Origin of the sequence: Rhodococcus sp. BP-160 (assembly GCF_019836205.1) — a bacterium.
Taxonomy (GTDB): domain Bacteria; phylum Actinomycetota; class Actinomycetes; order Mycobacteriales; family Mycobacteriaceae; genus Rhodococcoides.
In genome coordinates, this window is record NZ_JABUEK010000001.1 from 309,643 (window position 1) to 336,375 (window position 26,733).

Sequence of the window (26,733 nt, forward strand, 5' to 3'; positions counted from 1 at the left end):
CATGAGCACCGAGATGATCGTCCCCCCGCCGACCACGACGGCGACGGAACCGATCGTGGAGATGACGGACATCTCCATCACCTTCGGCGCCGTCCGTGCCCTCGACGGCGTCTCCCTGCGGCTCTACCCGGGCGAGGTCCACTCGCTGATGGGCGAGAACGGTGTCGGCAAGTCGACGTTGATCAAGGCGCTCACCGGCGTCTACCCGATCGACAGCGGCACCGTCACCGTCGACGGGACCGTGCACGAGTTCGCGAGTCCTGCGGCCGCTCAGGCCGCCGGCATCAGCACGGTGTACCAGGAGGTCAACCTCCTGCCCAACCTCACCGTGGCCGAGAACATGCTGCTCGGGCGCGAGCCGCGGCGGCTCGACCGACTGCTCGGCAGCACCGGCGGCGCGGTGCGCACCGTTCTCGACGCCGTGGGCGGTATCGACACCCGGGCGATGAACCGCCGCGCACGTGCGACGCTCGATCGACTGGGCCTCGCGGTCGATCCCGCGTCGGTGCTCGGCGATCACCCCATCGCCGTGCAGCAGTTGATCGCGATCGCTCGTGCGGTGGACGTCGACGCCCGCGTGCTCATCCTCGACGAGCCCACCTCCAGCCTCGACAAGGACGAGGTGGAGACCCTGTACGGGGTCATCGAGCGGCTGCGGGACGCGGGTACGGCCGTCGTCTTCGTCTCCCACTTCCTCGACCAGGTCTATCGCATCTCGGATCGCATGACGATCCTGCGCAACGGACGCCTGGTGGAGGAGCGGTCGGTGGCGGACACCCCGCAACTGACCCTGGTGGAACTGATGATCGGCCGGGAGCTCGACACCCTGCGCGAGTTGGACGACCGCGAGCCCACGGTGGTCGATCCCACCACCGAACCCGTCATGGAGGTGCTCGGCCTCGGCCGCAAGGGCGCCCTCGAGGCGACGGATCTCCGGCTGTACGCCGGGCAGGTCGTCGGCGTCGCGGGGCTGCTGGGATCGGGCCGCACCGAACTGGCGAGGTTGCTCGGCGGGGCGGACCGCGCAGATTCCGGCACCATCGAGATCCACTCCACCCGTCGACGTTTCCGCACACCACGCAACGCGGTCGATCGACGGGTCGCGCTCACCAGCGAGGACCGCAAGGCGGACGGCGTCGTGGGCGACCTGACGGTGGCCGACAACATGATGCTCGCGCTCCAGGCCACTCGTGGGTGGATGCGCCCGATCCCCCGCGCCACCCGCACCGCCCTGGTGGAGAAGTACATCACTGCACTCGACATCCGCCCCGCGGACCCGAACGCGTTGATGCGCAACCTCTCCGGCGGCAACCAACAGAAAGTGCTGCTCGCGCGCTGGCTCGTCACGGAACCGGAGATCCTGATCCTGGACGAGCCCACCCGCGGAATCGACATCGGCGCCAAGGCGCAGATCCAGGCTCTCGTGGCCGATCTCGCCGAACGCGGGATGTCGGTCGTGTTCATCTCGGCCGAGCTCGAGGAGATCCTGCGCCTCAGCGACCGCGTCGTCGTGATGCGCGATCACCACCTGATCGACGAGCGCGTCAACCGAGGAGTCTCCGTCGACGACGTCCTCGCGACCATCGCGGCGGGAACCCGCGCAGACGACAGGAGTTCCGAGGCATGACCGACACTCTGGGAGTACGACCGACGTCGACTCCCCCGCCACGGCCGGCGTCCGACGCCCCGGCCGGTCGCCGGACTCCGGGATGGATGTCGCACCCGGTCGTCTGGCCGCTGCTCGCCCTGATCGCGCTGATCGTCGTCAACGTCGTCGCGACACCGGACTTCCTCGACATCAGGATCGAGAACGGTGGCCTGTTCGGCAACGTCGTCGACATCGCGCGGAACTCCGCACCGCTCATCCTCGTCGCGGTGGGCATGACGCTCGTGGTCGCGACCCGCGGCATCGACCTGTCGGTCGGCGCCGTCGCCGTCATCGCGGCGGCCGTGGCCTGCACCCGTATCGCGGCCGCCCCGGACGAGGGCGCCGTCACCACCGTCGTCATGGCCGTCGTGTGGGCACTGGGAGCCAGTGTGCTGCTGGGCCTGTGGAACGGACTGCTGGTGTCGGTGTTCGGGATTCAGCCGATCATCGCGACCCTGGTCCTCATGGTGGCCGGCCGCGGCCTGGCCATGCTCATCACGGACGGTCAGATCACCACCGTGCAGGACGGGGCCTTCAGCTCGCTCGCCTCGGGGATCGTTTTCGGACTCCCCGTGGCACTGCTGATCGCGCTCGCCGTCGTCGTGGTGACCGCCCTGCTGACCCGCCGTACCGCCCTCGGCATGCTCGTCGAAGCGGTCGGCATCAATCCCGAGGCCAGTCGCCTCGCGGGAGTGAGCGCCCGCACGATCGTGTGGACCGTCTACGTCTTCGCGGCGACATGCTCCGGCATCGCCGGTCTCATCATCGCCGCCAACACCAACTCGGTGAACGCCAACAGCCTCGGTCTGTGGATCGAGCTCGACGCGATCCTCGCCGTGGTGATCGGCGGCACGGCACTCACGGGCGGACGCTTCTCGCTCGCCGGCACCGTGGTCGGTGCGCTGCTCATCGGCACCCTGACTCGCACCATCCCGAATCTCGGCATCCCCTCCGAGGCCAACTACCTCTTCAAGGCTCTGGTCGTCATCGTCGTCTGCCTCCTGCAGTCACCGCGTGCCCGAGCGTCACTGCTGGGCCTTCGACACAGGAGACCGACGACTCGAAAGGCGGCCCGGTCATGACCGATCTGCTGACACGCCCCCCGGCCACCTCCACTGCGCCGTCCCGCTGGGACCGCATCCGGCGCTATTCGCCGCCGAGCAGGTTCCTGCCGGTCATCGCCACCTTCGCGTTGCTCGTCGGCCTGTTCGGCGTCGGCGAGATGCGCTACCCCGGCTTCGCCGACCCGCAGCTGTTCCTCTCCCTGTTCGTCGACAACGCGTTCCTGATCGTCCTCGCTGTGGGCATGACCTTCGTCATCCTGACCGGCGGTATCGATCTCTCGGTCGGCTCCGTCGTGGCGCTGTCGACCATGATCGCAGCGCGCACACTGCAACTCGGCTGGTCCCCCGTCCTCGTCATCGCGGCCGTGCTGCTGTGCGGCACGCTGCTCGGCACCACGATGGGCGTGTTGGTGCACTACCTCCAGATCCAGCCGTTCGTCGCCACGCTCGCCGGCATGTTCCTCGCCCGTGGTCTCTGCTACATGATCGGCGTCGAGTCCATCCCCATCACCGACGAGACGTTCAGCTCCATCGCGTTCGCCGTGATCGAGCTCCCGGGCGGCTACACGATCACGTGGAGCGTCGTCATCGCACTCGTGACCGTCGCGGTGGCGGCCTACGTCCTCGCATGCACCCGTTTCGGCCGGTCGGTCTACGGCATCGGCGGCAACGAGGCGTCGGCCGTGCTGATGGGACTGCGTGTGGCGGCGGTGAAGGTGGGTGTCTACTCGATCAGCGGTTTCTGCGCCGCGCTCGGCGGACTCCTGTTCGCGTTCTACGCCCTGTCGGGTTACAGCCTCCACGCGGTCGGCATGGAGCTCGACGCGATCGCCGCCGTCGTCATCGGTGGGACGCTGCTCACGGGTGGCCGAGGCTACGTTCTCGGCTCGGTCGTCGGTGTCCTCATCCTCGGTGCCATCCAGACGTTCATCGCGTTCGACGGGACCCTGAGTTCGTGGTGGACCCGGATCACGGTCGGAACACTGCTGCTCGTCTTCGTCGTCGCTCAGCGTCTGACCACGGTGCCGCGGGCCCGCTTCCGTCCGAGGCGAGCATGACCACCACGACCGGCACGGACGGTCGACCTCCCGTCATGGCCGACGTCGCCCGGCTCGCCGGCGTGTCCCATCAGACGGTCTCCCGAGTCATCAACGGACAGAACAACCTTCGCCCGGAGACTCGGGAACGGGTCCAGCGTGCCATCGACCAGCTCGGGTACCGGCCCAACCGGGCCGCCCGCGCCCTGGTGACGAAGCGGTCGGCCACCATCGGCATCATCGGCTCCAAGCTCGGGTTCTGGGGCCCGAGCACCACCCACCGCACCGTCCAGAGCGCCGCCCGCGAGGCCGGTTTCTCGGTCAGCGCGGTCAGTCTCACGACCCTCTCGCGCGACGAGCTCGTCGACGCGATGCACCACCTGCACGACCAGGGCGTCGAGGGCATCGTCCTCATCGCCGCGACCGACGACGCGGTGGCCGCGGCGCGCTCCGAGGAGGCGGTGGTGCCCGTCGTCGTCGTGGAGGGCGATCCGCTGACATCGCGCTGGACGGTCGGCATCGACCAGGTCGGCGGCGCCCGACTGGCCACCCGTCACCTCGTCGATTCCGGACATCGACGCATCGCCCACCTCGCGGGTCCGCTGGGTTGGGCCGAGGCTCGCGCGCGCGAACAGGGGTGGCGGGAGGTCCTCGACGAGGCGGGGCTGCCGTGGACCCCTCCGCTCCGTGGTGACTGGTCCGCGCGCAGTGGGTTCGAGCGCGGCTCCCGGTTGGCGGCCGATCCCGACGTCACGGCGGTGTTCTGCGCCAACGATCAGATGGCGCTGGGCCTGCTGCGTGCGTTCCACGAGCACGGCCGTCGGGTGCCGGAGGACGTGAGCGTCGTGGGCTTCGACGACATCCCCGAAGCCGCCTATCTCATCCCTCCGCTGACGACGATCCGACAGAATTTCACCGAGGTGGGCCGACGCGCCATCGAGATCCTGCGAGCGGCGATCGACGGGACCGGCGGTCCCGAGACGCAGATCGCTCCGGAACTCGTCGTGCGCGCGAGCACCACCCGAGCCACAGGAGAACAGCCATGACGACGCCCGATCACGAGACCTACACCCTCGGAGTCGATTTCGGCACATTGTCCGGACGGGCCGTCGTCGTGCGGGTCTCCGACGGCGCCGAACTCGGCACGGCCGTGCACGAGTACCGACACGGAGTCCTGGAGTCGACGCTGCCCGGCGGCTCCGTGCGGCTCGGCGACGCCTGGGCACTCCAGATTCCCGACGACTACCGCGACGTGCTCCGCACCGCCGTCCCGGCCGCCCTGCGCGATGCCGGTGTCCCACCCGACCGAGTGGTCGGTATCGGGACCGACTTCACGGCGTGCACGATGGTGCCCACACTCGCCGACGGCACCCCGCTCGACGAGGTCGCGCAGTTCGCCGATCGGCCGCACGCCTACGTGAAGCTGTGGAAACACCATGCGGCACAGGGCCAGGCCGATCGCATCAACGCCCTCGCCGCGGAGCGCGGCGAGACGTGGCTCCCCCGCTACGGCGGACTGATCTCGTCCGAGTGGGAGTTCGCCAAGGCGTTGCAGATCCACGAGGAGGACCCCGAGGTCTACGACGCCATGGAGCGGTGGGTCGAGGCGGCGGACTGGATCGTCTGGCAGCTGTGCGGACGCTACGTCCGCAACGCCTGCACGGCCGGCTACAAGGGCATTCTCCAGGACGGCGAGTACCCGTCGGCCGAGTTCCTCACCGCCCTGGCACCCGGGTTCGCCGCGTTCGTCACCGACAAGCTCGACCAGCCGATCGGCGAACTGGGTTCTCGTGCAGGGTCTCTGACCGCCGAGGCCGCCGCGTGGACCGGACTGCCCCAGGGAATCGCCGTGGCCGTCGGCAACGTCGACGCGCACGTCACGGCGCCGGCGGCCCGCGCCGTGGAACCCGGTCGCATGGTGGCGATCATGGGCACCTCCACCTGTCACGTCATGAGCGCCGACGTACTGCGGGAGGTTCCGGGGATGTGCGGCGTCGTCGACGGCGGCATCGTCGCGGGGTCCTACGGGTACGAGGCCGGGCAGTCCGGAGTCGGCGACATCTTCGGATGGTTCACGCGCACCGGGGTTCCTGCCGACTACCGCGACGCCGCCGCCGAGGCCGGCGAGTCGGTCCACGAGTACCTGACCCGGCTGGCGTCCGAGCAGGAGGTCGGCGAACACGGGTTGGTGGCCCTCGACTGGCACAGCGGCAACCGATCCGTCCTGGTCGACCACCGACTGTCGGGACTGTTGCTGGGTGCGACTCTCGCCACCAGGCCCGAGGACATCTATCGGGCACTGCTCGAGGCCACGGCCTTCGGCACGCGGGTCATCGTCGAGACCTTCCGCGCCAGCGGTGTTCCGGTCGAGGAGTTCGTCGTCGCCGGCGGACTGGCGAAGAACCCACTGCTGATGCAGATCTACGCCGACGTGCTGCGCATGCCGCTCTCGGTCATCGGGTCCGACCAGGGTCCGGCGCTGGGATCGGCGATCCACGCGGCAGTCGCGGCCGGCTGCTACGCCGACGTGCCCGTGGCCTCGAAGGCGATGGGCCGCGTGCACCGCGGCGCGTACCAACCCGACGAGGGCCGGTCTCAGGCCTACGACGCTCTGTTCCGCATCTACTCCGATCTTCACGACCACTTCGGACGTCAGGTGTCCACCATGCGCGACCTGCGGGCCCTCCGCGGCGACGTGCTCGACCGGAAGGCGGTTCGACGATGACCGTTCTCGACAGCGCTCGCGGCACCGTGGAGGCGGTCCGCGCCGAGGTGTGCGCGCTGCACGCCGAACTGGTGCGGTACGGACTGGTGGTGTGGACCGCCGGCAACGTGTCCGCTCGGGTCCCCGGCCACGACCTCTTCGTGATCAAGCCGAGCGGCGTCTCCTACGACGACCTCACCCCCGAGAACATGGTGCTGTGCGATCTGCACGGCACCGTGGTCGAGGGCGATCACGCCCCGTCCTCCGACACCGCGGCCCAGGCCTACGTCTACCGCCACCTCGATCACGTCGGCGCGGTGGTGCACACCCACTCCCCCTACGCGGTGGCGTGGGCCGCCCGCGGCGAACCGATCCCGGTGGTCACCACGATGTGCGCCGACGAGTTCGGCGGCGACATCCCCGTCGGACCGTTCGCCGCGATCGGTGACGACTCGATCGGACGCGGCATCGTCGACACGCTGCGTGGCAGCAGGTCGCCCGCCGTGCTGATGCAGAACCACGGCGTCTTCGCGGTGGGCCCGACGGCGCGGTCCGCCGTCAAGGCAGCGGTGATGTGCGAGGACGTCGCACGGTCGGTGCATCTCGCACACCAGCTCGGCCGGCCGCTGCCCATCCCGCCGGACGCCGTCGACGCGCTGCACGACCGCTACCAGAACGTGTACGGCCAACGCTGAACCGCCGCAGCACCACTCGCTCCGCACCCGTCTTCACCCGCACTCGTTCCACCGCCTCTGCGGTGACCAGGAGGTTCCCATGTCAATCGTCGAAACCAGGTCCGCCCCGTCCCCCTCGCCCGCACCGTCCGGTGTCGCCCGACCCGAGGTCTGGTTCCTCACGGGCAGCCAGAGTCTGTACGGTCCCGAGACTCTCGAGCAGGTGGCGGTGCAGTCCCGCACGATCGCCGAGAAACTCGACGATGCACTGGGTGTGACGGTGGTCTGGAAGCCGGTGCTCCTCGACGCGTCGTCCATCCTGAACCGGATGCGCGAGGCCAACACGACCGACGACTGCATCGGGGTGATCACCTGGATGCACACTTTCTCCCCCGCCAAGATGTGGATCGCCGGCCTCGACGCCCTCGACGTGCCCCTCCTGCATCTGCACACGCAGGCCGGGATGTCGCTGCCGTGGTCGACCATCGACATGGAGTTCATGAACCTCAACCAGGCCGCGCACGGCGACCGGGAGTTCGGTCACATCCAGTCCCGCGTCGGTGTGCTGCGGACCACCGTCGCCGGACACGTCGACGATCCCGCCGTGGTCCGGCGCGTCGAACAGTGGACGTGTGCGGCGCGCGGTCGCGCCGACATGCGGTCGCTCCGGCTGGCGCGCTTCGGCGACAACATGCGCGACGTGGCCGTCACCGAGGGCGACAAGGTGGAGGCTCAGCTGCGGTTCGGCGTCTCGGTGAACACCTACGGTGTCAACGATCTCGTCGAGGTCGTCTCCGCGGTGAACGAGGCCGCGGTGTCCGCCCTGGTCGACGAGTACGTCGAGACCTACGACGTCGCGTCCGCGTTGCGGCCGGGCGGCGATCGACACGAGTCGCTGCGCTACGGCGCACGGGTCGAGGCGGGCATGCGACAGTTCCTGACCGAGGGCGGATTCGGCGCCTTCACCACGAACTTCGAGGACCTCGGCGGCCTGCGTCAGCTCCCCGGACTCGCGGTCCAGAGGCTGATGGCCGACGGGTGGGGCTTCGGCGGCGAGGGCGACTGGAAGACCTCGATGTTGTTGCGCGCCATGAAGACCATGGCCATCGGGCAGCCCGGCGGCACGTCGTTCATGGAGGACTACACGTACCACCTCGTGCCCGGCGAGGAAAAGATCCTGGGGGCACACATGCTCGAGGTGTGCCCGTCCATCACCACGGCGACCCCGACTCTCGAGATCCATCCGTTGTCGATCGGCGGGCGCGAGGATCCCGTACGACTGCGCTTCACGGCGGATCCCGGCGCCGGCATCGTCGTGGGCATCTCCGACGTCGGCGAACGGTTCCGCCTCACCGCCAACGTCATCGAGGTCGTCGAGCCGGACGAGGCGCTGCCCTCCCTGCCGGTGGCCTGCGCCGTGTGGAAACCGCAGCCCTCGCTGTCGGTGTCCGCGGAGTCGTGGCTCACAGCCGGCGCACCGCATCACACGGTGCTGAGCACCGCGCTCGATCTGCCGGTACTGGAAGCGTTCTCGGACATGATCGCGGTGGAGCTGCTCACGATCGAGGAGGGCACCACCACACGAGACTTCCAGCGCACGTTGCGCTGGAACGCGGCGTACCACCGACTGGCCGCCGCGTTGTGAGCCGACCGGTCAGCGGTAGACGACGGTGACCGGTGCGTGGTCGGACCACCGCTGGTCATAGGTGTCGGCCCGCTCGACCACGGCGTCCTTCGCGCGGTCCGCGAAGTCCCGGGTGGCCATCTGGTAGTCGATGCGCCACCCGGCGTCGTTGTCGAAGGCCTTGCCGCGGTACGACCACCAGCTGTAGGGCCCGTCGACGTCCGGGTGGAGCGCTCGCATCACGTCGACCCACGCTCCCGACTCACCGACGAGAGCGTCGAGCCAGGCGCGCTCGCTCGCCAGGAAGCCGGACTTGGTGCGGTTGCCCTTCCAGTTCTTCAGATCCCGTTCGGTGTGCGCGATGTTCCAGTCGCCGCAGACCACGTGATGCTCGCCCGAGGACGCGAGCGCCGCGAGACGGTGCTCGAACGCGGCCATGAACCGTTCCTTGGAGTCCTGCTTCTCGGTGCCCACCTCACCGGACGGCAGGTAGAGACTGGCGACGGTGACGGCCGGATCTGCTCCGACGGCCGGGAAGTAGGCCTCGATCCAGCGCCCCGCGTCGTCGAACTCGGCGCTCCCGAACCCGACGACGGCACTGTCCGCAGGAACCCGCGACAGGATGGCGACACCGTTGCGGCCCTTCGCGGACGGCTCGGCGGACACGAGATGCCAGCCCTCGCCCAGCGCGGGAGCGAGGCATGCGAGCAGCTCCTCGTCCGTCGCCCGCGTCTCCTGCAGGCAGACGATGTCCGCCGCGGACTGCTCGAGCCACTCGAGCATGCCCTTGCGCACCGCGGCGCGCACTCCGTTGACGTTGACCGACGTGATGGTGTGAGACACCGCAGCACCGTATCCGACAGGGCGGACAGGACCGTCAGGCGGCGAGACGAGCGTCGGTGCGACGCTGCATCGCCACCGACGTGGCCAGAACGGCGATGCCGGCGATCGCGAGACCGGCACCCACCACGGCCGGCGCCGTGTAGCCGAAGCCCGCGGCGATGACGGCGCCGCCGAGGGCGGCCCCCAGCGCGTTCGCGAAGTTGAACGCCGCGTGGTTGAGCGAGGCGGCGAGGGTCTGCGCATCGGCGGCCACGTCCATCAGTCGCGTCTGCAGTCCGGGCACGATGGCGGATCCCGATGCGGCGATGAGGAACACGACGATCAGGGCGGTCACGGGGTTGTGCGCTGCGGCGACGAACACCGCGAGGCTCACCGCGACGGACGTCATCGCCAGGAAGAGCCCGGGGATCAGCATGCGGTCCGCGATCCATCCGCCGGCCATGTTGCCGACCACCATGCCGAGGCCGTAGATCATCAGCGCCAGGGGCACCGCGGCCTTGGAGAGCCCGGCCACGTCCGTCAGCGTCGTGGCGATGTAGGTGTACACGGCGAACATGCCGCCGAAGCCCACCATGCCGACGAAGAGTGTCATCCAGACCTGCGTGCGCCGGAAGGCGCCCAGTTCGGTCCGCGGGTTCGTGGTGGGCATCGAGTCCAGTCGCGGCAGCCACACCGCGAGGGCGGTGACGGTGAGTGCACCGATGACGGCGACGATGCCGAACGCGCTGCGCCAGCCGAACGCCTGGCCGATCCACGTGGCCGCCGGCACACCGACGACGTTGGCGACGGACAGCCCCATCATGACCATGGCCACCGACTTGGCGCGCGCACCGGGATCGGCGAGGTGGGCGGCCACCAGCGCTGCCACACCGAAGTACGCGCCGTGCGGCAGACCGGCGACGAAGCGGGAGGCCATCAGCTCGTGGAAGCTGGGCGCGAACACCGTGCCGAGGTTGCCCAGCGTGAACGCCACCATGAGGGCGAGCAGCAACGTTCGCCGCGGCACTCGCGCCGCGAGCGCGGCGATGACGGGCGCACCCACCACGACGCCGACGGCGTAGGCGGAGATGAGGTGACCGGCGCTGGGCTCGGAGACCCCCATCGTGGTCGCCATCTCCGGGAGCAGGCCCATCGAGACGAACTCCGTGGTGCCGATGCCGAAACCGCCGAGAGCGAGCGCCAGCATCGCGACGCGTCGGCGGCGCACCCGCAACCGATCCGCCGCGGGGTCCGCGGCAGCAGCGGGAAGGACGTCGAACGCGACGGAGGGGGGTGTCACGAGCTCACTTTCGGGTCTGCGCCCCTCGTCGATCGTTCATGATCGATTCAGAAGCGCTCGGGTGGTCAACGACGACGGGCGCCCCGAGAGGCGCCCGATCACCTGACCATTCTGACTGCCGGCAAGATCATTCGCCAATCGAACTATCGTGAGTTCGGCCACCCTCGTGCCGTCGACACCCGACCCGCTACCATTTCCGCCAAGGTCATGAGTGCCAGCATCGAGCCCCGGCTTGCTGGCCGGCAACCCTCCAACCGCGGTGGGGTGCCCCGGGTGATGACCGGGTTACTCGGCCCGCACGGGCCGAGAGCAAGCGCGGGCCCGTCTCCTCGGGCCCACCGACCGACGATCTCGGAGGTACCCATGTTCTCCCACCGACGGTGTTGTAGCCGGCGATAGGCCCCGACCCTTCTCTCCACGAAGATCGGCTCGCCTACTGCGCTCTGCACACGGTGAGGTGCCTCTCGTGCTGCGGGCGTGGCGGCTGCCGACGTGGATCCCACTCGAGCACCACCCCCACGAGGAGCACCACACCCATGACCGATCACACATCCGACACCGGTGCCACCGAGGGCGACGTCGTCGATGCAGCCGGAGCACCCGTCGAGGATCCGGCACTGAACTGGAGCTTCGAGACGCGGCAGGTGCACGTCGGACAGGTTCCCGACGTCACCACCCACGCGCGCGCCCTGCCGATCTACCAGACGACCTCGTACACGTTCGACAACACCGACCACGCCGCCGCGCTGTTCGGGCTCGCCGAGCCGGGCAACATCTACACCCGCATCATGAACCCGACGCAGGACGTCGTCGAGCAGCGCATCGCGTCGCTCGAGGGCGGCGTCGCCGCACTGCTCGTCTCGTCCGGCCAGGCCGCCGAGACGCTGGCGATCCTCAACATCGCCGAGACCGGCGACCACGTCGTCTCCAGCCCCCGTCTGTACGGCGGCACGTACAACCTCTTCCACTACACGCTGCCCAAGCTGGGCATCACCGTGTCGTTCGTCGACGATCCGGACGACCTCGACCAGTGGGAGAAGGCCGTCCGCCCCGAGACGAAGGCGTTCTACGGCGAGACCATCTCCAACCCGAAGAACGACATCTTCGACATCCGCGGAGTGTCCGACGTGGCGCACCGCCACGGCATCCCGTTGATCGTCGACAACACCGTGGCGACGCCGTATCTGATCCAGCCGCTGAAGCACGGCGCGGACATCGTGGTGCACTCGGCCACCAAGTACCTCGGCGGCCACGGCACCGCGATCGCCGGCGTCATCGTCGACGGCGGTGGCTTCGACTGGACACAGGGTCGCTTCACCAACTTCACCACACCCGATCCCAGCTACCACGGTGTGGTGTTCGCCGATCTCGGCGCTCCGGCCTTCGCACTCAAGGCCCGCGTGCAACTGCTGCGCGACATCGGCGCGGCGGTCTCCCCGTTCAACGCGTTCCTCATCGGCCAGGGCATCGAGACACTGTCCCTGCGCCTCGAGCGACACGTGCAGAACGCGACGGCGGTCGCACAGTTCCTCGAGCAGCGCGAGGAGGTGACCAGCGTGAACTACGCCGGGTTGCCCTCCTCCCCGTGGTACGAGCGCGGACAGGAACTCGCCCCGCGCGGAGCGGGTGCCATCGTGGCGTTCGAACTCGCGGGCGGTGTCGACGCGGGCAAGCGTTTCGTGGATGCGCTGGAGCTGCACAGCCATGTCGCTAATATCGGAGACGTGCGTTCACTGGTGATCCATCCCGCGTCGACGACGCACTCGCAGTTGACGCCCGAGGAGCAGCTGGCCTCCGGAGTCACTCCGGGCCTGGTGCGACTCGCAGTCGGTATCGAGGGAATCGACGACATCCTGGCCGATCTGGAGAAGGGTTTCCGGGCCGCATCTTGACACTCGATCTCCACTCGCCTGCCCGTCCGTCGGCATTTCCGCCGGCGGACGGGCAGGTGGGCACCGTGCACATCGGCGACGTTCCCCTCGAGAGCGGACGCGTGGTTCCCGACGCGACGGTCGCCGTGCAGCGGTGGGGCGAGGTCTCGCCCGCGCGGGACAACGTCGTTCTCGTCCAGCACGCGCTCACCGGGGACTCGCACGTCACCGGACCGGCCGGACCGGATCACCCGTCGCCCGGGTGGTGGACCGGCATGGTGGGTCCCGGCGCACCCCTCGACACCGATCGCTGGTGCGTGGTGGCGACGAACGTGCTCGGCGGGTGCCGAGGTACCACGGGTCCCGCGTCGCTCGATCCGGACGGTGTCGCGTGGGGATCCCGATTCCCGGCCATCTCCATCCGCGACCAGGTGGCGGCGGAGCGCATGGTCGCCGACGCCCTCGGCATCGACCGCTTCGCGGCGGTCGTCGGCGGCTCCATGGGCGGTATGCGCACTCTCGAGTGGCTGGTCTCCTACCCGGACCGTGTCGCCTCGGCACTGGTGCTCGCCGTCGGTGCGCGCGCGTCCGCGGACCAGATCGGCACCCAGACCACGCAGATCGCCGCCATCACCGCCGACCCCGACTGGCAGGGCGGTGACTATCACGCCTCCGGTCGCGCTCCGCGTGCCGGACTCGCCGTCGCTCGGCGCATCGCGCACCTCACCTACCGCACCGAGCACGAACTCGACGCCCGGTTCGGCAACGAGCCCCAGATCGGCGAGGACCCGCTGAACGGCGGGCGCTACGCGATCGCGAGCTACCTCGAGCATCAGGCGACCAAGCTCGTCGACCGCTTCGACGCCGGGACCTACGTGCTGCTGTCGGAGGCCATGAACCGGCACGACGTGGGCCGCGGGCGAGGCGGGCTCGAGGCGGCCCTGGGGTCGGTCCGCACGCCCACCATCGTGGGCGGCGTCGACTCCGACCGGCTGTACCCCCTGCGGCAGCAGCAGGAGATCGCCGATCTGATCCCCGGGTGCGACGGGTTGCGCATCATCTCCTCGCGCGACGGCCACGACGGCTTCCTCACCGAGCCCGACGCGGTGTCCACGATGCTCGTGGCCACCATGGCGTTGGCCTCCGACGCACTCGCGGCGAAGGACTGACCCTCACGCTCCCTTGAGCTTGGCAACTCTCACAAAGAAACCTGAAGTCCTCGAGGACGAGGGAAATCAAGTTTCTGGTTTGTTAGTGTTCGACATCGTGTGGTCTGCACCGCAGCGCTCGACGCTGCGGTGACCGAAGGGCCCACCGTGGGGATGCGAGCGAGCCGGGGGAACAGCATGTCGGACGATCACCCGGGCTCGGGCGCGGGAGCGGACGACTACACGGAGGTCTTCGATCTCACCCGCGCGCAGCGGGACATGTGGTTGCTGCAGGAACTCGACCCCGAGGTCACCTTCGCCGTCGCGCACTACATGGACATCCGCGGCCCGCTCGACGTCGACCTTCTCGAGCAGGCCATGCGCCTCGCCACTCTCGACACCGGCTCGATGCTCACCCGACTCGTCACGAGTGACGCGCAGGACGAGCGCGTCGACTCCGACTCGCTCCGCCAGCGGCTCGACCTCTCGCTCCTCGACATCGACCTCGATCGCATCGACGTCAGCGACGACGAGTTTCCCGAGGAGGCGGCGGCCGAGATCATGACGGAGTTCACCCGTCCCCTCGACATGTATCGGGACGCGCTGGGCTACACCGCCGTCATCACCCTGGCCGAGGACCACCACTACTGGTACGCCCGCGGCCATCACGTGGCCATCGACGGCTACGGAGCCTCGGTCGCCGCCGCTCGCACCGCCGAGATCTACACCGCGCTGGTACGCGGCGAGGATCCACCGCCGTCGCGAGCACGGCATCCCCGAGCCTTCGCCGAGGCCGAGGCGCGCTACCGGGCGTCGTCGCGGTACGAGCGCGATCGAGCCCACTGGGCCGGTCTGCGCGACGTCCTCGGCGAGCCGGTCTCGATGTCCGGGCGGGTCGCGCCGCCGTCCGCGTTCAACCACCGCTGCGACACGCTGCTCGGTACCTCGGCGGACCGGACGGTTCACGACGCGGCGGAGCGTCACGGATCCACCGTCGCGGTCGTCGTCGCCGCCGCGTTCGCCGCGTTCCTCGCGCGTGTCACCGACACACCCGACGTCGTCCTGACGATGCCGATGGCCGCCCGCGTGACGTCGTGGATGCGCGAATCGGCGTCCATGGCCGCCAACGCGGTACCCGTGCCCGCGCACTGCGGCGGCGGCGTCGACATCGGCTCGGTGGTCCGCGAGGTCGGGAACCGCGTCAGCGAATCACTCCGTCACCAGCTGCTTCCCGCCTCGGAGATCGCCCACCTGCTCGGTGCCCCCGGCGTCACCCTCGGTCCCACCATCAACCTCATGATGTTCGGCGAACGTGTGGTGCTGGGCGACATCCCGGCCGATCTCGAACTACTGACCTCCGGACCGACCGCGGACATGGCCGTGACGGTGCACGAGAGCACCACCACGGGTCGCCTGCGGGTGGACCTCGAGGGCAACCCCGCCCTGTACACGGCCGACGAACTGGTCGTCCACAGCGAACGGTTCGCCCGCTTCCTCGTCGACTTCGCCGAGGCCGACGTCGACACACCGCTGCGCGCGCTGTCCCTCGTGACCGACGAGGACCGCGCCGCCGTCCTGCCGGCACTCGATCCGCTGGTGCCGCCGTTCGCCACGTTCGCCGACATCCTCACGCACGGGCTGGTGCTGGGCGAGAAGGTGCCCGCCGTCGTCGACGGCGACATCGTACTCTCCTATCCCGAGCTCGACCGCCGCTCGGACGCCCTGGCCCGCGAGTTACTGGATCTGGGTGTCGGTCCCGACGTCATGGTCGTGTCCGCGCTCCCCCGCTCCCACGCGTCCGTCACCTCGGCCTGGTCCATCGCGAAAGCGGGCGGCGCGTACGTGCCGGTCGACCCCGCCCTGCCTGCCGACCGGATCACCACCATCATCGGCGACAGCGGCGCACTGGTCGGCATCACGACGAGCGCACTGGTGAATTCGCTTCCCGCGCAGGTAGAATGGGTCCTCATCGACGAGGACAGAGCACCGCTCACCGCCGAGGGCCTCGTGGGAGCACGGCGCCCCGGACCGGACGACCTCGCCTACGTGATCTACACCTCCGGCAGCACGGGGACGCCGAAGGGCGTCGCGGTGACGCACCGGGGCTTCGCCGCGATGACGTACGCAGCTGTCTCGGCGCATCGTCTGCCGCGCGGCGCGCGGGTGATGCACTTCGTGTCACCGGGATTCGACGCCTCCGTCCTCGAGATGGTGCTGGCCTTCGGGTCCGGCGGGACGCTGGTCGTCGTGCCGACCGACGTGCACGGGGGCGAGGAGCTGGCCGAGGTGCTCGACGCCCAGCGCATCGACGCCGGGTTCATCACTCCCTCGGCCCTCGCCACAGTTCCCGTGGCGCCGGGCGCGGGTCCGCGTGCCATCGGAGTCGGCGGGGACGTCGTCCCGGTCGCGCTGGTGGACGAGTGGGCGCCCGGACGCCGGATGGTCAACGTGTACGGGCCGACCGAGAGCACGGTGGCGGTGACGTTCGGTCCCCTGGTCGCCGAACACGAGGTGGAGCTGGGGTCGCCCTTCCCGGGTATCCGCGCCTTCGTCCTCGACAGCTCGCTCGCACTGACACCGCCCGGCTGTGTGGGTGAGCTCTACCTCGGCGGTACCGGCATCGCTCGCGGGTACCTCGGCCGTACCGCCCTCACGTCCGAACGTTTCGTCGCCGATCCGTTCGGACACTCCGACAGGCTCTACCGCACAGGCGATCTGGTGAAGTGGACCTCCCGCGGCACCCTGGTCTACCTCGGGCGCCGGGACAGCCAGGTGAAGGTGCGCGGATTCCGGATCGAGCTCGGCGAGATCGAGGAGGCGCTGCGCGCGCTGCCCGACGTCGCGGACGCCGCCGTGGTGGTCCGCGGTGACGGCACCCTCCGCACCGTCGAGGGCTACGTGCGCATGACGCACGCGGGCGCCGTCGCCGACACGCTGCTCGACGATCTCGCTCTTCTGCTCCCCCACTACATGGTGCCGAACCGGCTCACGATCCTGGACGAGATGCCGTTGACGCCGAACGGCAAGATCGACAGGCGACGCCTCCCCGAACCGCGTGCCCGTGAGAGCCGTCCCGCGCGCGCTCCGGAATCGGAGAACGAACTCCTGGTGGCCAGCGTCCTCGCCGACGTCCTCGGCCTCGACGACGTGGCCGCCACCGACGACTTCTTCGAACTGGGCGGCAACTCCCTGCTCGCGACGAGGGTCGCCGCCCGGATCTCCGCGGTGGGGGGCCATGCCCTCGGGGTTCGCGAGGTGTTCCGGCATCCCGTGGTCGAAGCGCTCGCACTGCACCTGGACGACGGCACCCCGTCCACCGGCGATCAGGACGGGCCCGTGCCCGTCGACCGTTCCGTGCCGATCCCCGCCTCGCCGTCCCAGCGCAGCATGTGGTGGATCGAGCAGTACCGGCCGTCGGCGACCTATCACGTGCCGCTCGCTCTCCGCGTCACCGGTACGTTCTCGGTCGAGGCGGCGCGAGCCGCGCTTCTCGACGTCCTCGATCGTCACGAGAGCCTGCGCACACTCTTCGACCGCGACGACGCCGTCGACGGACCCGTGCAGCGTGTCCTCGACATCGACACGGCCACAGCTCTGTTCGATGTCGACGTGCTCGACGCGCCGGACACGGACGCCGTCCTCCCGGCGCTGACGGACGTCGCGTCCCGCCCCTTCGATCTCGCCGTCGACCTGCCCCTGCGCGCCCGGATCGTCCGCGTCGCCGGCACGTCCGGACCGGCGGCCGATCACGTCCTGGCTCTCGTCCTCCACCACGTGTGTGTCGACGGGTGGTCGCTCGGCGTGCTGGCCACGGACCTCGTCGTCGCGTACTCCGCGCGGCTCGAGGGTCGCACCCCGGCGTGGTCCCCGCTGCCCGTGCAGTACGCCGACGCCTCGGAATGGAAGCGGCTGGCACTCGGGTCCGCGGACGATCCGGAGTCGGCTCTCGCGACGTCCGCGGCCTGGTGGGCCGACGCGCTCGCGGATCTCCCCGACGTCCCCACTCCCGGTGCCGATCGCCCGCGTCGCGCGGAACCGTCCGGACAGGGCGCGACGGTGTCCGTCGTCCTCGACGGCGATCGTGGAGTGCACGTCGATGCCCTCGCCCGCCGAGTCGGCCTGTCCCATTTCATGATCGTGCACGCCGCACTGGTCCTGGTGCTGAGTCGGTCCGGAGCAGGCGACGACGTCACCATCGGCACCGCCGTCGCCGGACGCGATCACCCGGACCTCGACGGGGTCGTCGGCATGTTCGTCAATTCCGTGGTGCTGCGCACCGTGGTCGACGGCGCGGCGACCGTCGCCGACCATCTCGACGCCGTGCGGGCGGCCGACCTGGACGCGTTGGCCCGAGCGGACATGCCCTTCGACACCCTCGTCGATCTCCTCGACCCACCGCGCACTCCGGGCCGCCACCCGCTGTTCGACGTCATGCTCACCACCCGCAGCACGCCGGACACGTCGGGCGCGGTGGGCGATGCACGGGTGACCGCCCACGGGATCGACGTCGCGCGGGCGAAGTACGACCTGGAACTGGTGCTCGACGAGTCACCCGGGCATGCCGGCCCGCGGTCGAGCATCGATCTCACCTATGCCACCGACCTGTTCGACGAGCGCACCGCGCGGGCAGTCCTCGATCGACTGCTGGCCGTGCTCGACGCGATCGCCGCCGACCCCGACGCGCTCGTCGCCGACATCGACGTCCTGCTGCCTCCCGAGCGCGCGGCGACGGTACCGATGCGGGAACGAGCGCGAGCTCGGTCGACGGACTCGACCTCCGCGCTCGACGCTCTCGTGGCGCATCACGCCGCGGTCTCTCCGGACGCGGTGGCCGTGGTCGAAGGCGACCGGCGGACCACCTACGCAGAGCTCGAGGCACTCGTCGCCCGCGGCGCCGCATGCCTCGTGGACAACGGCGTCTCCGCCGACACGCGTGTGATCGGCCTGCTGCGACGCTCGACCGAGTCGGTGGCCGCGATCCTCGCCGTCTCACGCGCCGGCGGTGCCATCGTGCCGGTCGATCCCGACTACCCGGCGAACAGGCGCTCGTTCATGGTGCGGGACAGCAAGACGCTGCACGCCGTGTGCTCCGATCCCTCGGACGTCCCGAGCGACGGCTTCCTGTGGTCCACGACCGACTCACTGTTCGCCGAGGAGAACGTCCCGACGTGTCCCGACGACGGTGGCTGGGTGGTTCCGCTCGGCTGCACGGCGTACGTCACCTACACGTCGGGAACGACCGGACGCCCCAAGGGCGTCCAGGTCACACGTCAGGGATACGCGAACATCACCAGCGAACTGGTGCGCGCCTACGGGGCGGACACCGACGCCCGCGTGCTCGCCTTCGCCTCTCCCAGTTTCGACGCCTCGATGCTGGAACTGGGCCTCGCCTTCGGATCCGGAGGCGCGCTGGTGGTGGTGCCCCCCGGAGTCGTGGGCGGTACGGAACTGGCGACGCTGCTGCGCCGCCACGACGTGACGCACTGCTTTCTCACCCCCTCCGTCCTGTCGACGCTCTCCGCCGACGACCTCGTCCCCGGCGACCCGGTGCTACTGTCCGCACTCGGCGTCGGCGGCGAGAACTTCGGCTCGGAACTGCTCGATGCGGTCGCGCCCGGACGCACCGTCATCAACATCTACGGGCCCACCGAGACCGCGATCTGCACCCACGCCAGGACGCTGCACGAGGGTGACGACGTCGCACTCGGGCGCCCCGTCGCCGGGATGCGGGCAACCGTGCTCGATGCCTCGCTGCAACCGGTGCTGCCCGGAGTCGAGGGCGAACTGCACCTCGCCGGAGTACAACTCGCACGGGGTTACCTCGACCGGCCGGGCCTCACGGCGACACGCTTCGTCGCTGACCCGTTCGGCCCGCCGGGAAGCCGGACCTACCGCACCGGCGACCTGGCCCGGTGGACCTTCGCGGCCGATCCCGACAGCACCGAACCGGTCGTCCGCATCACCGGTCGCAGCGATTTCCAGGTCAAGATCCGTGGTCTGCGGATCGAGCTCGGCGAGATCGACGCCGTGCTCGCGTCGGCACCGGGTGTCGGTGGAGCCGTCACGCTGACGACGCCCGGACCGACCGGCGAGACCCTGCTCGTCTCCTTCGTCCATCCCGTCGTCGACGAGCCGGCCGCCCTGCGATCGAACGATCTGCTCCGCCTCGCCCGCACTCGGCTGCCGCGTCACATGGTGCCCACCGCGATCGTCGTCGTGGACGCGTTTCCGCTGACACCGGTGGGCAAGCTCGACCGTGCGGCGTTGCCGATGCCGTCCGTCCTCGTCGACGAGGACGACCGCGCTCCCGGAACCGCCGCGGAGGCAGCCCTCGCGGGTGTACTCGCGCAGGTCCTGGGTGTCGAGCGGGTCGGTGTCACAGCGGACTTCTTCGCGCTCGGCGGAACGTCGCTGACCGCGACGCGCTACGCCGCGCGCATCACCGAGGTCACCGGTGTGCCCGTCGCCGTGCGCACCATCTTCGATCGACCGACGGTCGCCGAGCTCGCCGAACTGCCCGAGTTCGCCGACGTGACAACAGATCCGGGCACCCTCCCATCGGCCGCCGCGGTGACACCCGCGGAGCGACCCGATCCCGTCCCGCTGACGCCGGCGCAGCTGTCGATGTGGTTCTCGTCGAAGGTGGCGAGCACCGCCACGGCGTACACGATCGTGGCCGGACTGCTCGTGGAGGGTCCGCTCGACGTCGACGCCGTCGGTGCGGCCGTGAACGACGTGGTCGCGCGGCACGAATCGCTGCGCACCGTGTATCCCACGGTCGCGGGCGAGCCGGTGCAGGTGGTCCTCGACGCCGCTCCCGTCTCCGTCGAGCTGGTCACACCTTCCGACTCCGACCTCGATCCGTCGGCGCCCGAGGTGCAGGCGGCACTCGACGAGGTCGCCCGGCGACGGTTCGATCTCGCGACCGAGGCTCCCGTCCGTGCCGTCGTGGTGCGCCTGTCGGAGCACAGCCACGTCGTCGGCGTCGCGGTCCATCACATCGCCGCCGACGGCGAATCGGTGGCGCCGCTCACCACCGACCTGCTGCTGGCCTACGAGGCTCGCCGCACGGGAGTCGCACCGGTGTGGCCGACGGAGCCGGTGCAGTACATCGATCACGCGCTGGCACTCACACTCTCGGTGGGCAGCGCCGACCACACCCGCGCCGTCGACTTCTGGCGCTCCGCCCTGGACGGCGCTCCCCCCGTGCACTCGGTACCGCCGGACAGCCCGCGCCCCGACCGGCCCACCGGCCGCGCCGACGTCGTCGACGCGGTCCTGAGTCCGCAGGTCCGCGAACGCGTGCTCGCCTGTGCGGCCGATCACCGCGGTACCGAGTTCATGGTGGTGCACGCAGCACTGGCCGCCGTGCTGGCCGCGCACACCCCCGGGATCGACCCGCTGCTCGGAACGGCGGACGTCGTCGTCGGCACCCCCTACGCGGACCGCGCCGGAGCCGAGTCGATGGTCGGCATGGCGGTGAACACCCTCGCGCTCCGGGTGCCGGTGTCGTTGGCATCCACCTTCGACGAGATCGTCGAGCTGGTGCGGGACCGCGATCTCGCGGCGCTCGACCATGCCGCGGTTCCGTTCGAGACGCTGGTGTCGACACTGCAGCCCGAACGTCATCCGGCACGCCACCCGATCGTCCAGATCATGCTCTCGGTCCACGCCGCACCGCCGCTGCACCTCGATCTCGGCGGGCGCACAGTCTCCGCGCTCCGCCTGCCCGTGGAGCGATCCGCCTTCGATCTCGTCGTGACCGTCCGCGCCCGGACGGACGGTGGTGCCGACGTGTCGGTCACCTATGCCCGAGACCTGTTCCTGCCCAGCACCGCTCGTCACCTGGCCGACGCCGTGGTGGACACCTTGGACCGCGCCACGTCCGATCCCGCACTGTCGATCGCGAGCCTCACGGGCCCGTCCCGCCTCCCGTCCGAGACGGAGTTCCTGGACGTACTCGTCGAGCGTGTCGCGCGCGACTCCCCGGAGCGCGTGGCCGTCGTCGCTCCCGAGGGCACCCGCACCTACGGTGAACTCCTCACCGCTGCAGACGCTCTCGCCGACCGCCTCCGCGCGGCCGGCGCCGGGCCCGGACGCACCGTGGCGCTCGCGATGAGCCGGTCCGCGTCCTCGGTGACGGCGTTCTGGGCCGTCGCGAGGACCGGCGCGACGATCCTCCCTCTCGATCCGACATATCCCGAGGAACGTCTGAGCTACATCCTCGACGACGCGGAACCCGTCCTGGCATTGCGAGCAGACTCGGATCCCGTGGTCGCGCCGGACGCCGTCAGGTGGTGGACCCTCGACACCGACGGAACGCCCGATCACCCCTCCACGCCCGACGCGGCCCTGCCGGCCGCGGTCCGGCGCAGCCTCGACGACGTCGCCTACCTCGTCTACACCTCGGGAACGACCGGGCGCCCGAAACCCGTCGGCGTCACCCATCGCGGCATCGAGAGCCTCGCCGTCGCCCTCGGAACCGCGTTCGACACCGACCGGACGTCTCGCGTCCTGCACGCGGCGTCACCGGGGTTCGACGCGGCGATCCTCGAGATGTTGCTGATGGTGATCCGCGGATCGACGTCCGTGGTCGCGCCGCCCGCCGCCTACGCCGGCAGGGCGCTCGAGGCCCTGATCGAGCGTGAGCGCGTGGACGTGCTGTTCCTGACGCCTGCCGCGCTGGCGACCCTGGATCCTCACACCGTGTCCGGCGTGCGGTCGGTGGGCACCGGCGGCGAGGCGCTTCCCGCGGCTCTGCTCGAGGCGTGGGCCCCGGGTCGCCGCATGGTCAACGCCTACGGCCCCAGCGAGACCACGGTGGCGGCGACGACGGGCGTCCAGCGCGCCGGCCGCGCACCCCACATCGGACTCGCCGTGCCCGGGACCGCCCTGCGCGTGCTCGACACGACACTTGCCGAGGTCGCCGACGGCGACGTGGGTGAGCTGTACGTCTCCGGACCCGGAGTGGCACAGGGCTATCCGGGACGCCCGGGGCTCACGGCGGCACGATTCGTGGCCGACCCGTCCGGCCGCCCGGGCGGCCGGACGTACCGCACCGGCGACCTGGTGCGGGTCGCATCCGACGGCATGGTCGAGATGACGGGCCGATCGGACACCCAGAGGAAGATCCGCGGTGTCCGCATCGAACCCGCCGAGGTGGAGGCCGTGCTGGCCGCACATCCGGCCGTGACGTCGGTGGCCGTCGTCGTCGAGGAGAACTCCGTCGGCGCGGCGCTCGCGGCACACGTCACGGTGCACGGCACCGTCGACTCCGCCGCCCTGCGGAGCTTCGCCGCCGAGAAGCTCCCCCGTGCCCTCGTCCCCGCGACGGTCACCGTGCATTCGTCGTTGCCGCGCACCCCGCACGGCAAGGTCGACCGACGCGCACTGCTCATCCCCCTGGGCCGGCTCGAACCGTTGGCTCCGGATCATCTGAGTGCCGCACCTGCCCGGGCGACCACCGCCACGGCGATCGCGCCCGCCCGGTCGTTGCTCGACACCGTCCGGAGCGTCTTCGCCGACGTGCTCGGGGTGGACGCCGTCGGCCCGGACGACGACTTCTTCGCTCTCGGCGGGAACTCCCTCGCCGCGGTGCGGGTCATGGACGTCCTACGTGAGCGCCTCCGTGCCGACATCGCTACCGACGTCGACCCCGATTCCATCGACGTCACCTGGTTCTTCGACGCAGCCACCCCGGCTGCGTTGTCCGCTCGCTTACAGGAGCTGATCATGCTCGACGACAATCACGGCACCCGAGGCGACGGCGGCAGCCACGCGAACGGTTCCTCCACGAACGGCTCGGGCACGAACGGGTCCGCAGCCAACGGAACCGCCACGAGGACCGGATCACACGCGGCACCCCCGCCCGTCGCCGAGCCGTCCGCTCGCACCCCGAAGCCGCCGGTCCGCCGCACCAGCACCGACGCGGTGCTGCCGTTGCGTGCCGGCGACGACGGTGTGACTCCCCTCATCTGCGTGCATCCGGCGATCGGGCTCTCCTGGAGCTACACCGGACTGCTGCCACACCTCGATCCGTCGATCCCGGTGCTGGGTCTGCAGGCCCGCGGCATCGGCATCCCCGCACCCGAGCCCGCGTCGGTCGCGGAGATCGCGCGCGACTACGTCAACACCGTGCGCGCCCAGTTCCCCACCGGCCCCTATCGACTCCTCGGGTGGTCACTCGGCGGTCTCATCGCCCACGCGATGGCCGTGGAGATCGAAAAGCTCGGCGACGAGGTCGAACTGTTCGTCATGGACGCGTATCCCCTCGCCGGCAGCGACCGCCCGCGCACCGAGATGTCCGTGGCGTCGCTGATGCGTGAGTTTCTTCCTCTCGATGTGACCGTCGACGACGACATCGATCTCGACGAGGCCATCGCCATGATCCGCGGCGCGGGGGGACCGACCGCCCATCTCGACGAGGGGCAGATGCGACGGCTGTACGAGCGCTACCAGCTGTTCGTCGACCTCGGCCACGACCACACCCCGGCCCGGTTCTCGGGCGATCTCCAGTTCTTCTCCGCAACCGTCGATTCCGATCCCACCCTCACGCCGTGGGCATGGCGGCGCTACATCGCCGGGTCGATCACCGACTACCCCGTCGACGTCCCGCACAACGCGATGGGCACGCCGGACGCGCTGGCCGCCGTCGCACGTCGCCTCGGCGGTGTGCGTCCGGCGCTGCTCGCCGGTGCCCGGTGACCGCCGGACTCTCCGGAGGAGCGACTCTCGCCGTCGACGTCCAATCGTTGGTCAAGGACTACACGGGACGACGTAACACGCACCGGGCCCTCGACGGCGTCGACCTCACGGCCGCTACGGGACAGGTCACCGCGGTACTCGGCCCCAACGGCGCCGGCAAGACCACCACGGTGCGGATCGTCGCGACGCTGATCCGGCCCACGTCGGGTTCCGTCCACGTCGCGGGCGTGGACGCCGTGAAGGACCCGCGCACCGTGCGTGGACTCATCGGGCTGTCCGGCCAGTACGCCGCCGTCGACGGTCGGCTCACCGGCTACGAGAACCTCCGTATGCTCGGGCGGCTCTACGGGCTCAGCAGCAGAGACGCACGCGCGCGGGCGCGCGAGCTCCTCACCCGGTTCCGCCTCGACGACACGGGAACCCGCTCGGTCTCCACATTCTCCGGCGGTATGCGCCGTCGTCTCGATCTGGCGGGCGCGCTGGTGGCGCGGCCACCCCTCATCGTGCTCGACGAACCCACCACCGGTCTCGACCCCCGCAGTCGGAACGACATGTGGGACATCGTCACCGACCTCAAGGCGGACGGAACGGCAGTGCTGCTCACCACCCAGTATCTCGAGGAGGCCGACCGACTGGCCGACGCGATCGTCGTCGTCGACGGCGGTGTCGTCGTGGCCAGGGGCACCCCGTCCGATCTGAAGTCGCGCGTCCGTCCGCCGTCCGTCGAGGTGCGCCTCGCCGACCCTCGTGACCTGCGCCTGGCAGCGGATCTGCTCCCGCGGATGAACTTCCGCGTGCACCGCGCCTCTGCGTCTGCCGGGTGGTTCACGGTGGATGCGCCGTGGGGCAGCGAATCCATGGTCGACGTGCTGAGTCGCCTGCACGGCACCGGTATCCGTGTCGGCGACGCGCGGGTGAACGTGCCCGATCTCAACGACGTCTTCTTCCAGTCGACCGGTAGCGCGTCCCCCGCCGCCGCCCTCGCGACGGCCACCGCATGACCGCCGAACTGGTCGGTCCCCGCGGAGTCCGGGAGCAGAACGCCTCGAGCTTCCTCGTCGACTGCGTGACCATGACCCAGCGCAACCTGCTGACCATCCTGCGGGTCCCACAGTTGTTGCTCGGAGCGACGATTCAGCCCCTCATGTTCGTCCTGCTCTTCAGCTACGTCTTCGGCGGAGCACTGGGCGGTGCCACCTACCGCGAGTTCCTCATGGGCGGCATCTTCACGCAGACCGTCGTGTTCAGCGCCGCGTTCACCGCCATCGGGCTCGCGACCGACAGCAAGGAGGGCATCGTCGACCGGTTCCACTCGCTGCCGATGTCGCGTCTGTCCATCGTGCTGGGGCGCACTCTCTCCGACATGCTCGTGTCGGTGGTGAGCATCGCCGTGATGATCGGCGCGGGCTACGCCGTCGGGTGGCGTATCCGCGGGAGCGCTCTCGACGCGCTGGGCGCCGTACTGCTGCTGATGTTCTTCGGCTTCGCCATGTCGTGGATCGGCGCCGTGGTCGGATCCGTCGCCAGCACTGCCGAGAGTGCCCAGAGCGCGCTCATGATCATTCTGTTCCCGATCACGTTCATCTCGTCCGCGTTCGTGCCGTCCTCGACGCTGCCGGGTCCGCTCCGCGCTGTCGCACAGTGGAATCCGATCACCTCGGTGGCCCGGTCGACGCGCGAGTCGTTCGGCAATCCCACCGCACCGTCCGTCGCGATCCGCGAACCGATCAACTGGGCGTCGACACACCCGATGCTGTACTCGGTGATCGTCTCGCTGCTGATCCTCGCGATCTTCGTCCCGTTGACATTGCGGGTGACCCGCTCACGCGAGGGCTAGTCCGTCCCGAGCGGATCGATCGAGACGGCGAGCCACACCACCGCGCTGCCCACAGCAGCCAGGGAGAAGGTGTCGAAGGCGCGCGACCGCACGGCCAGGATCCCGACACGCTCACTTCCGAGGCACAACCGGCACGCGGCGGCGATCAGGGTCGCGACACCGAACACGAACGCACCGCGGCGCCACCGGTCGGCGAGCACCAGGACCACGGCGACGACGATCACCAGCACGACGGCGACCACCGGAATGCTGCGCCGGAACATGTCCCGCGCCGGCCTCCGCCGCGTCGGCTTTCTCACG

Annotated in this window: 15 protein-coding genes and 1 riboswitch; of the genes, 12 read left to right on the forward strand and 3 right to left on the reverse strand. The window is 70.0% G+C overall.

Going from position 1 to position 26,733, the window contains the following annotated elements:
• Position 1: 1 nt before the first annotated feature.
• From HQ306_RS01415 to araA, 7 genes are all read left to right on the forward strand, one after another.
• Entirely contained in the window at positions 2 to 1,627 is a 1,626-nt protein-coding gene (locus HQ306_RS01415; RefSeq protein ID WP_261769649.1) for a sugar ABC transporter ATP-binding protein, read from the forward strand.
• Positions 1,624 to 2,730, forward strand: a complete 1,107-nt coding sequence (locus HQ306_RS01420; protein ID WP_231476089.1) for an ABC transporter permease — start codon at positions 1,624 to 1,626, stop codon at positions 2,728 to 2,730. Before HQ306_RS01415 ends, HQ306_RS01420 begins: the two co-directional genes overlap by 4 nt.
• A complete protein-coding gene (yjfF, locus tag HQ306_RS01425; protein WP_037183810.1) occupies positions 2,727 to 3,770 on the forward strand; it encodes a galactofuranose ABC transporter, permease protein YjfF in 1,044 nt (347 codons plus the stop codon). Before HQ306_RS01420 ends, yjfF begins: the two co-directional genes overlap by 4 nt.
• Positions 3,767 to 4,795 carry a LacI family DNA-binding transcriptional regulator gene (locus HQ306_RS01430; RefSeq protein ID WP_027503751.1) on the forward strand — a complete coding sequence of 343 codons (1,029 nt, stop codon included), beginning with the start codon at positions 3,767 to 3,769 and terminating at the stop codon, positions 4,793 to 4,795. Before yjfF ends, HQ306_RS01430 begins: the two co-directional genes overlap by 4 nt.
• Positions 4,792 to 6,474, forward strand: a complete 1,683-nt coding sequence (gene araB / locus HQ306_RS01435; protein WP_222627236.1) for a ribulokinase — start codon at positions 4,792 to 4,794, stop codon at positions 6,472 to 6,474. Before HQ306_RS01430 ends, araB begins: the two co-directional genes overlap by 4 nt.
• Positions 6,471 to 7,148 carry an L-ribulose-5-phosphate 4-epimerase gene (locus tag HQ306_RS01440; RefSeq protein WP_222627238.1) on the forward strand — a complete coding sequence of 226 codons (678 nt, stop codon included), beginning with the start codon at positions 6,471 to 6,473 and terminating at the stop codon, positions 7,146 to 7,148. The genes araB and HQ306_RS01440 overlap by 4 nt, the downstream gene beginning before the upstream one ends.
• Before the next feature lie 79 nt (positions 7,149 to 7,227).
• Positions 7,228 to 8,772: an L-arabinose isomerase gene (gene araA / locus HQ306_RS01445; protein ID WP_222627240.1), complete on the forward strand. Its 1,545-nt coding sequence runs from the start codon at positions 7,228 to 7,230 to the stop codon at positions 8,770 to 8,772.
• Between the two features lie 9 nt (positions 8,773 to 8,781).
• Here the strand turns inward: araA and HQ306_RS01450 are convergent, their stop codons facing one another.
• Together HQ306_RS01450 and HQ306_RS01455 are read right to left on the reverse strand one after the other, a co-directional pair.
• Positions 8,782 to 9,534, reverse strand: a complete 753-nt coding sequence (locus tag HQ306_RS01450; protein WP_261769760.1) for an exodeoxyribonuclease III — start codon at positions 9,532 to 9,534, stop codon at positions 8,782 to 8,784.
• A gap of 94 nt (positions 9,535 to 9,628) precedes the next feature.
• Positions 9,629 to 10,780 (reverse strand): MFS transporter, encoded by a 1,152-nt coding sequence (locus tag HQ306_RS01455; protein WP_204870314.1) that lies wholly within the window; start codon positions 10,778 to 10,780, stop codon positions 9,629 to 9,631.
• A gap of 296 nt (positions 10,781 to 11,076) precedes the next feature.
• Positions 11,077 to 11,195: riboswitch (SAM riboswitch) on the forward strand.
• Positions 11,196 to 11,409: 214 nt separating this feature from the next.
• On the opposite strand from HQ306_RS01455, the gene HQ306_RS01460 reads away from it, so the two are divergent.
• The 5 genes from HQ306_RS01460 to HQ306_RS01480 all read left to right on the forward strand — a co-directional run bounded on the left by HQ306_RS01460 (position 11,410) and on the right by HQ306_RS01480 (position 26,433).
• A complete protein-coding gene (locus HQ306_RS01460) occupies positions 11,410 to 12,765 on the forward strand; it encodes a bifunctional o-acetylhomoserine/o-acetylserine sulfhydrylase (RefSeq protein ID WP_081821014.1) in 1,356 nt (451 codons plus the stop codon).
• Positions 12,766 to 12,821: 56 nt separating this feature from the next.
• On the forward strand, positions 12,822 to 13,913 hold the full coding sequence (locus HQ306_RS01465) for a homoserine O-acetyltransferase (protein ID WP_222627242.1): 1,092 nt from the start codon (positions 12,822 to 12,824) through the stop codon (positions 13,911 to 13,913).
• A gap of 177 nt (positions 13,914 to 14,090) precedes the next feature.
• Positions 14,091 to 24,596: a non-ribosomal peptide synthetase gene (locus HQ306_RS01470; RefSeq protein ID WP_222627244.1), complete on the forward strand. Its 10,506-nt coding sequence runs from the start codon at positions 14,091 to 14,093 to the stop codon at positions 24,594 to 24,596.
• The gene (locus tag HQ306_RS01475) at positions 24,593 to 25,597 is read left to right on the forward strand and encodes an ATP-binding cassette domain-containing protein (protein ID WP_222629419.1); all 1,005 of its coding nucleotides are present in this window, start codon (positions 24,593 to 24,595) and stop codon (positions 25,595 to 25,597) included. Before HQ306_RS01470 ends, HQ306_RS01475 begins: the two co-directional genes overlap by 4 nt.
• A complete protein-coding gene (locus HQ306_RS01480; RefSeq protein WP_056447645.1) occupies positions 25,594 to 26,433 on the forward strand; it encodes an ABC transporter permease in 840 nt (279 codons plus the stop codon). Before HQ306_RS01475 ends, HQ306_RS01480 begins: the two co-directional genes overlap by 4 nt.
• Here the strand turns inward: HQ306_RS01480 and HQ306_RS01485 are convergent.
• Positions 26,430 to 26,696 (reverse strand): DUF3017 domain-containing protein, encoded by a 267-nt coding sequence (locus HQ306_RS01485; protein WP_222628594.1) that lies wholly within the window; start codon positions 26,694 to 26,696, stop codon positions 26,430 to 26,432. The two genes, HQ306_RS01480 and HQ306_RS01485, sit on opposite strands and share 4 nt — an antisense overlap.
• Positions 26,697 to 26,733 lie beyond the last annotated feature (37 nt).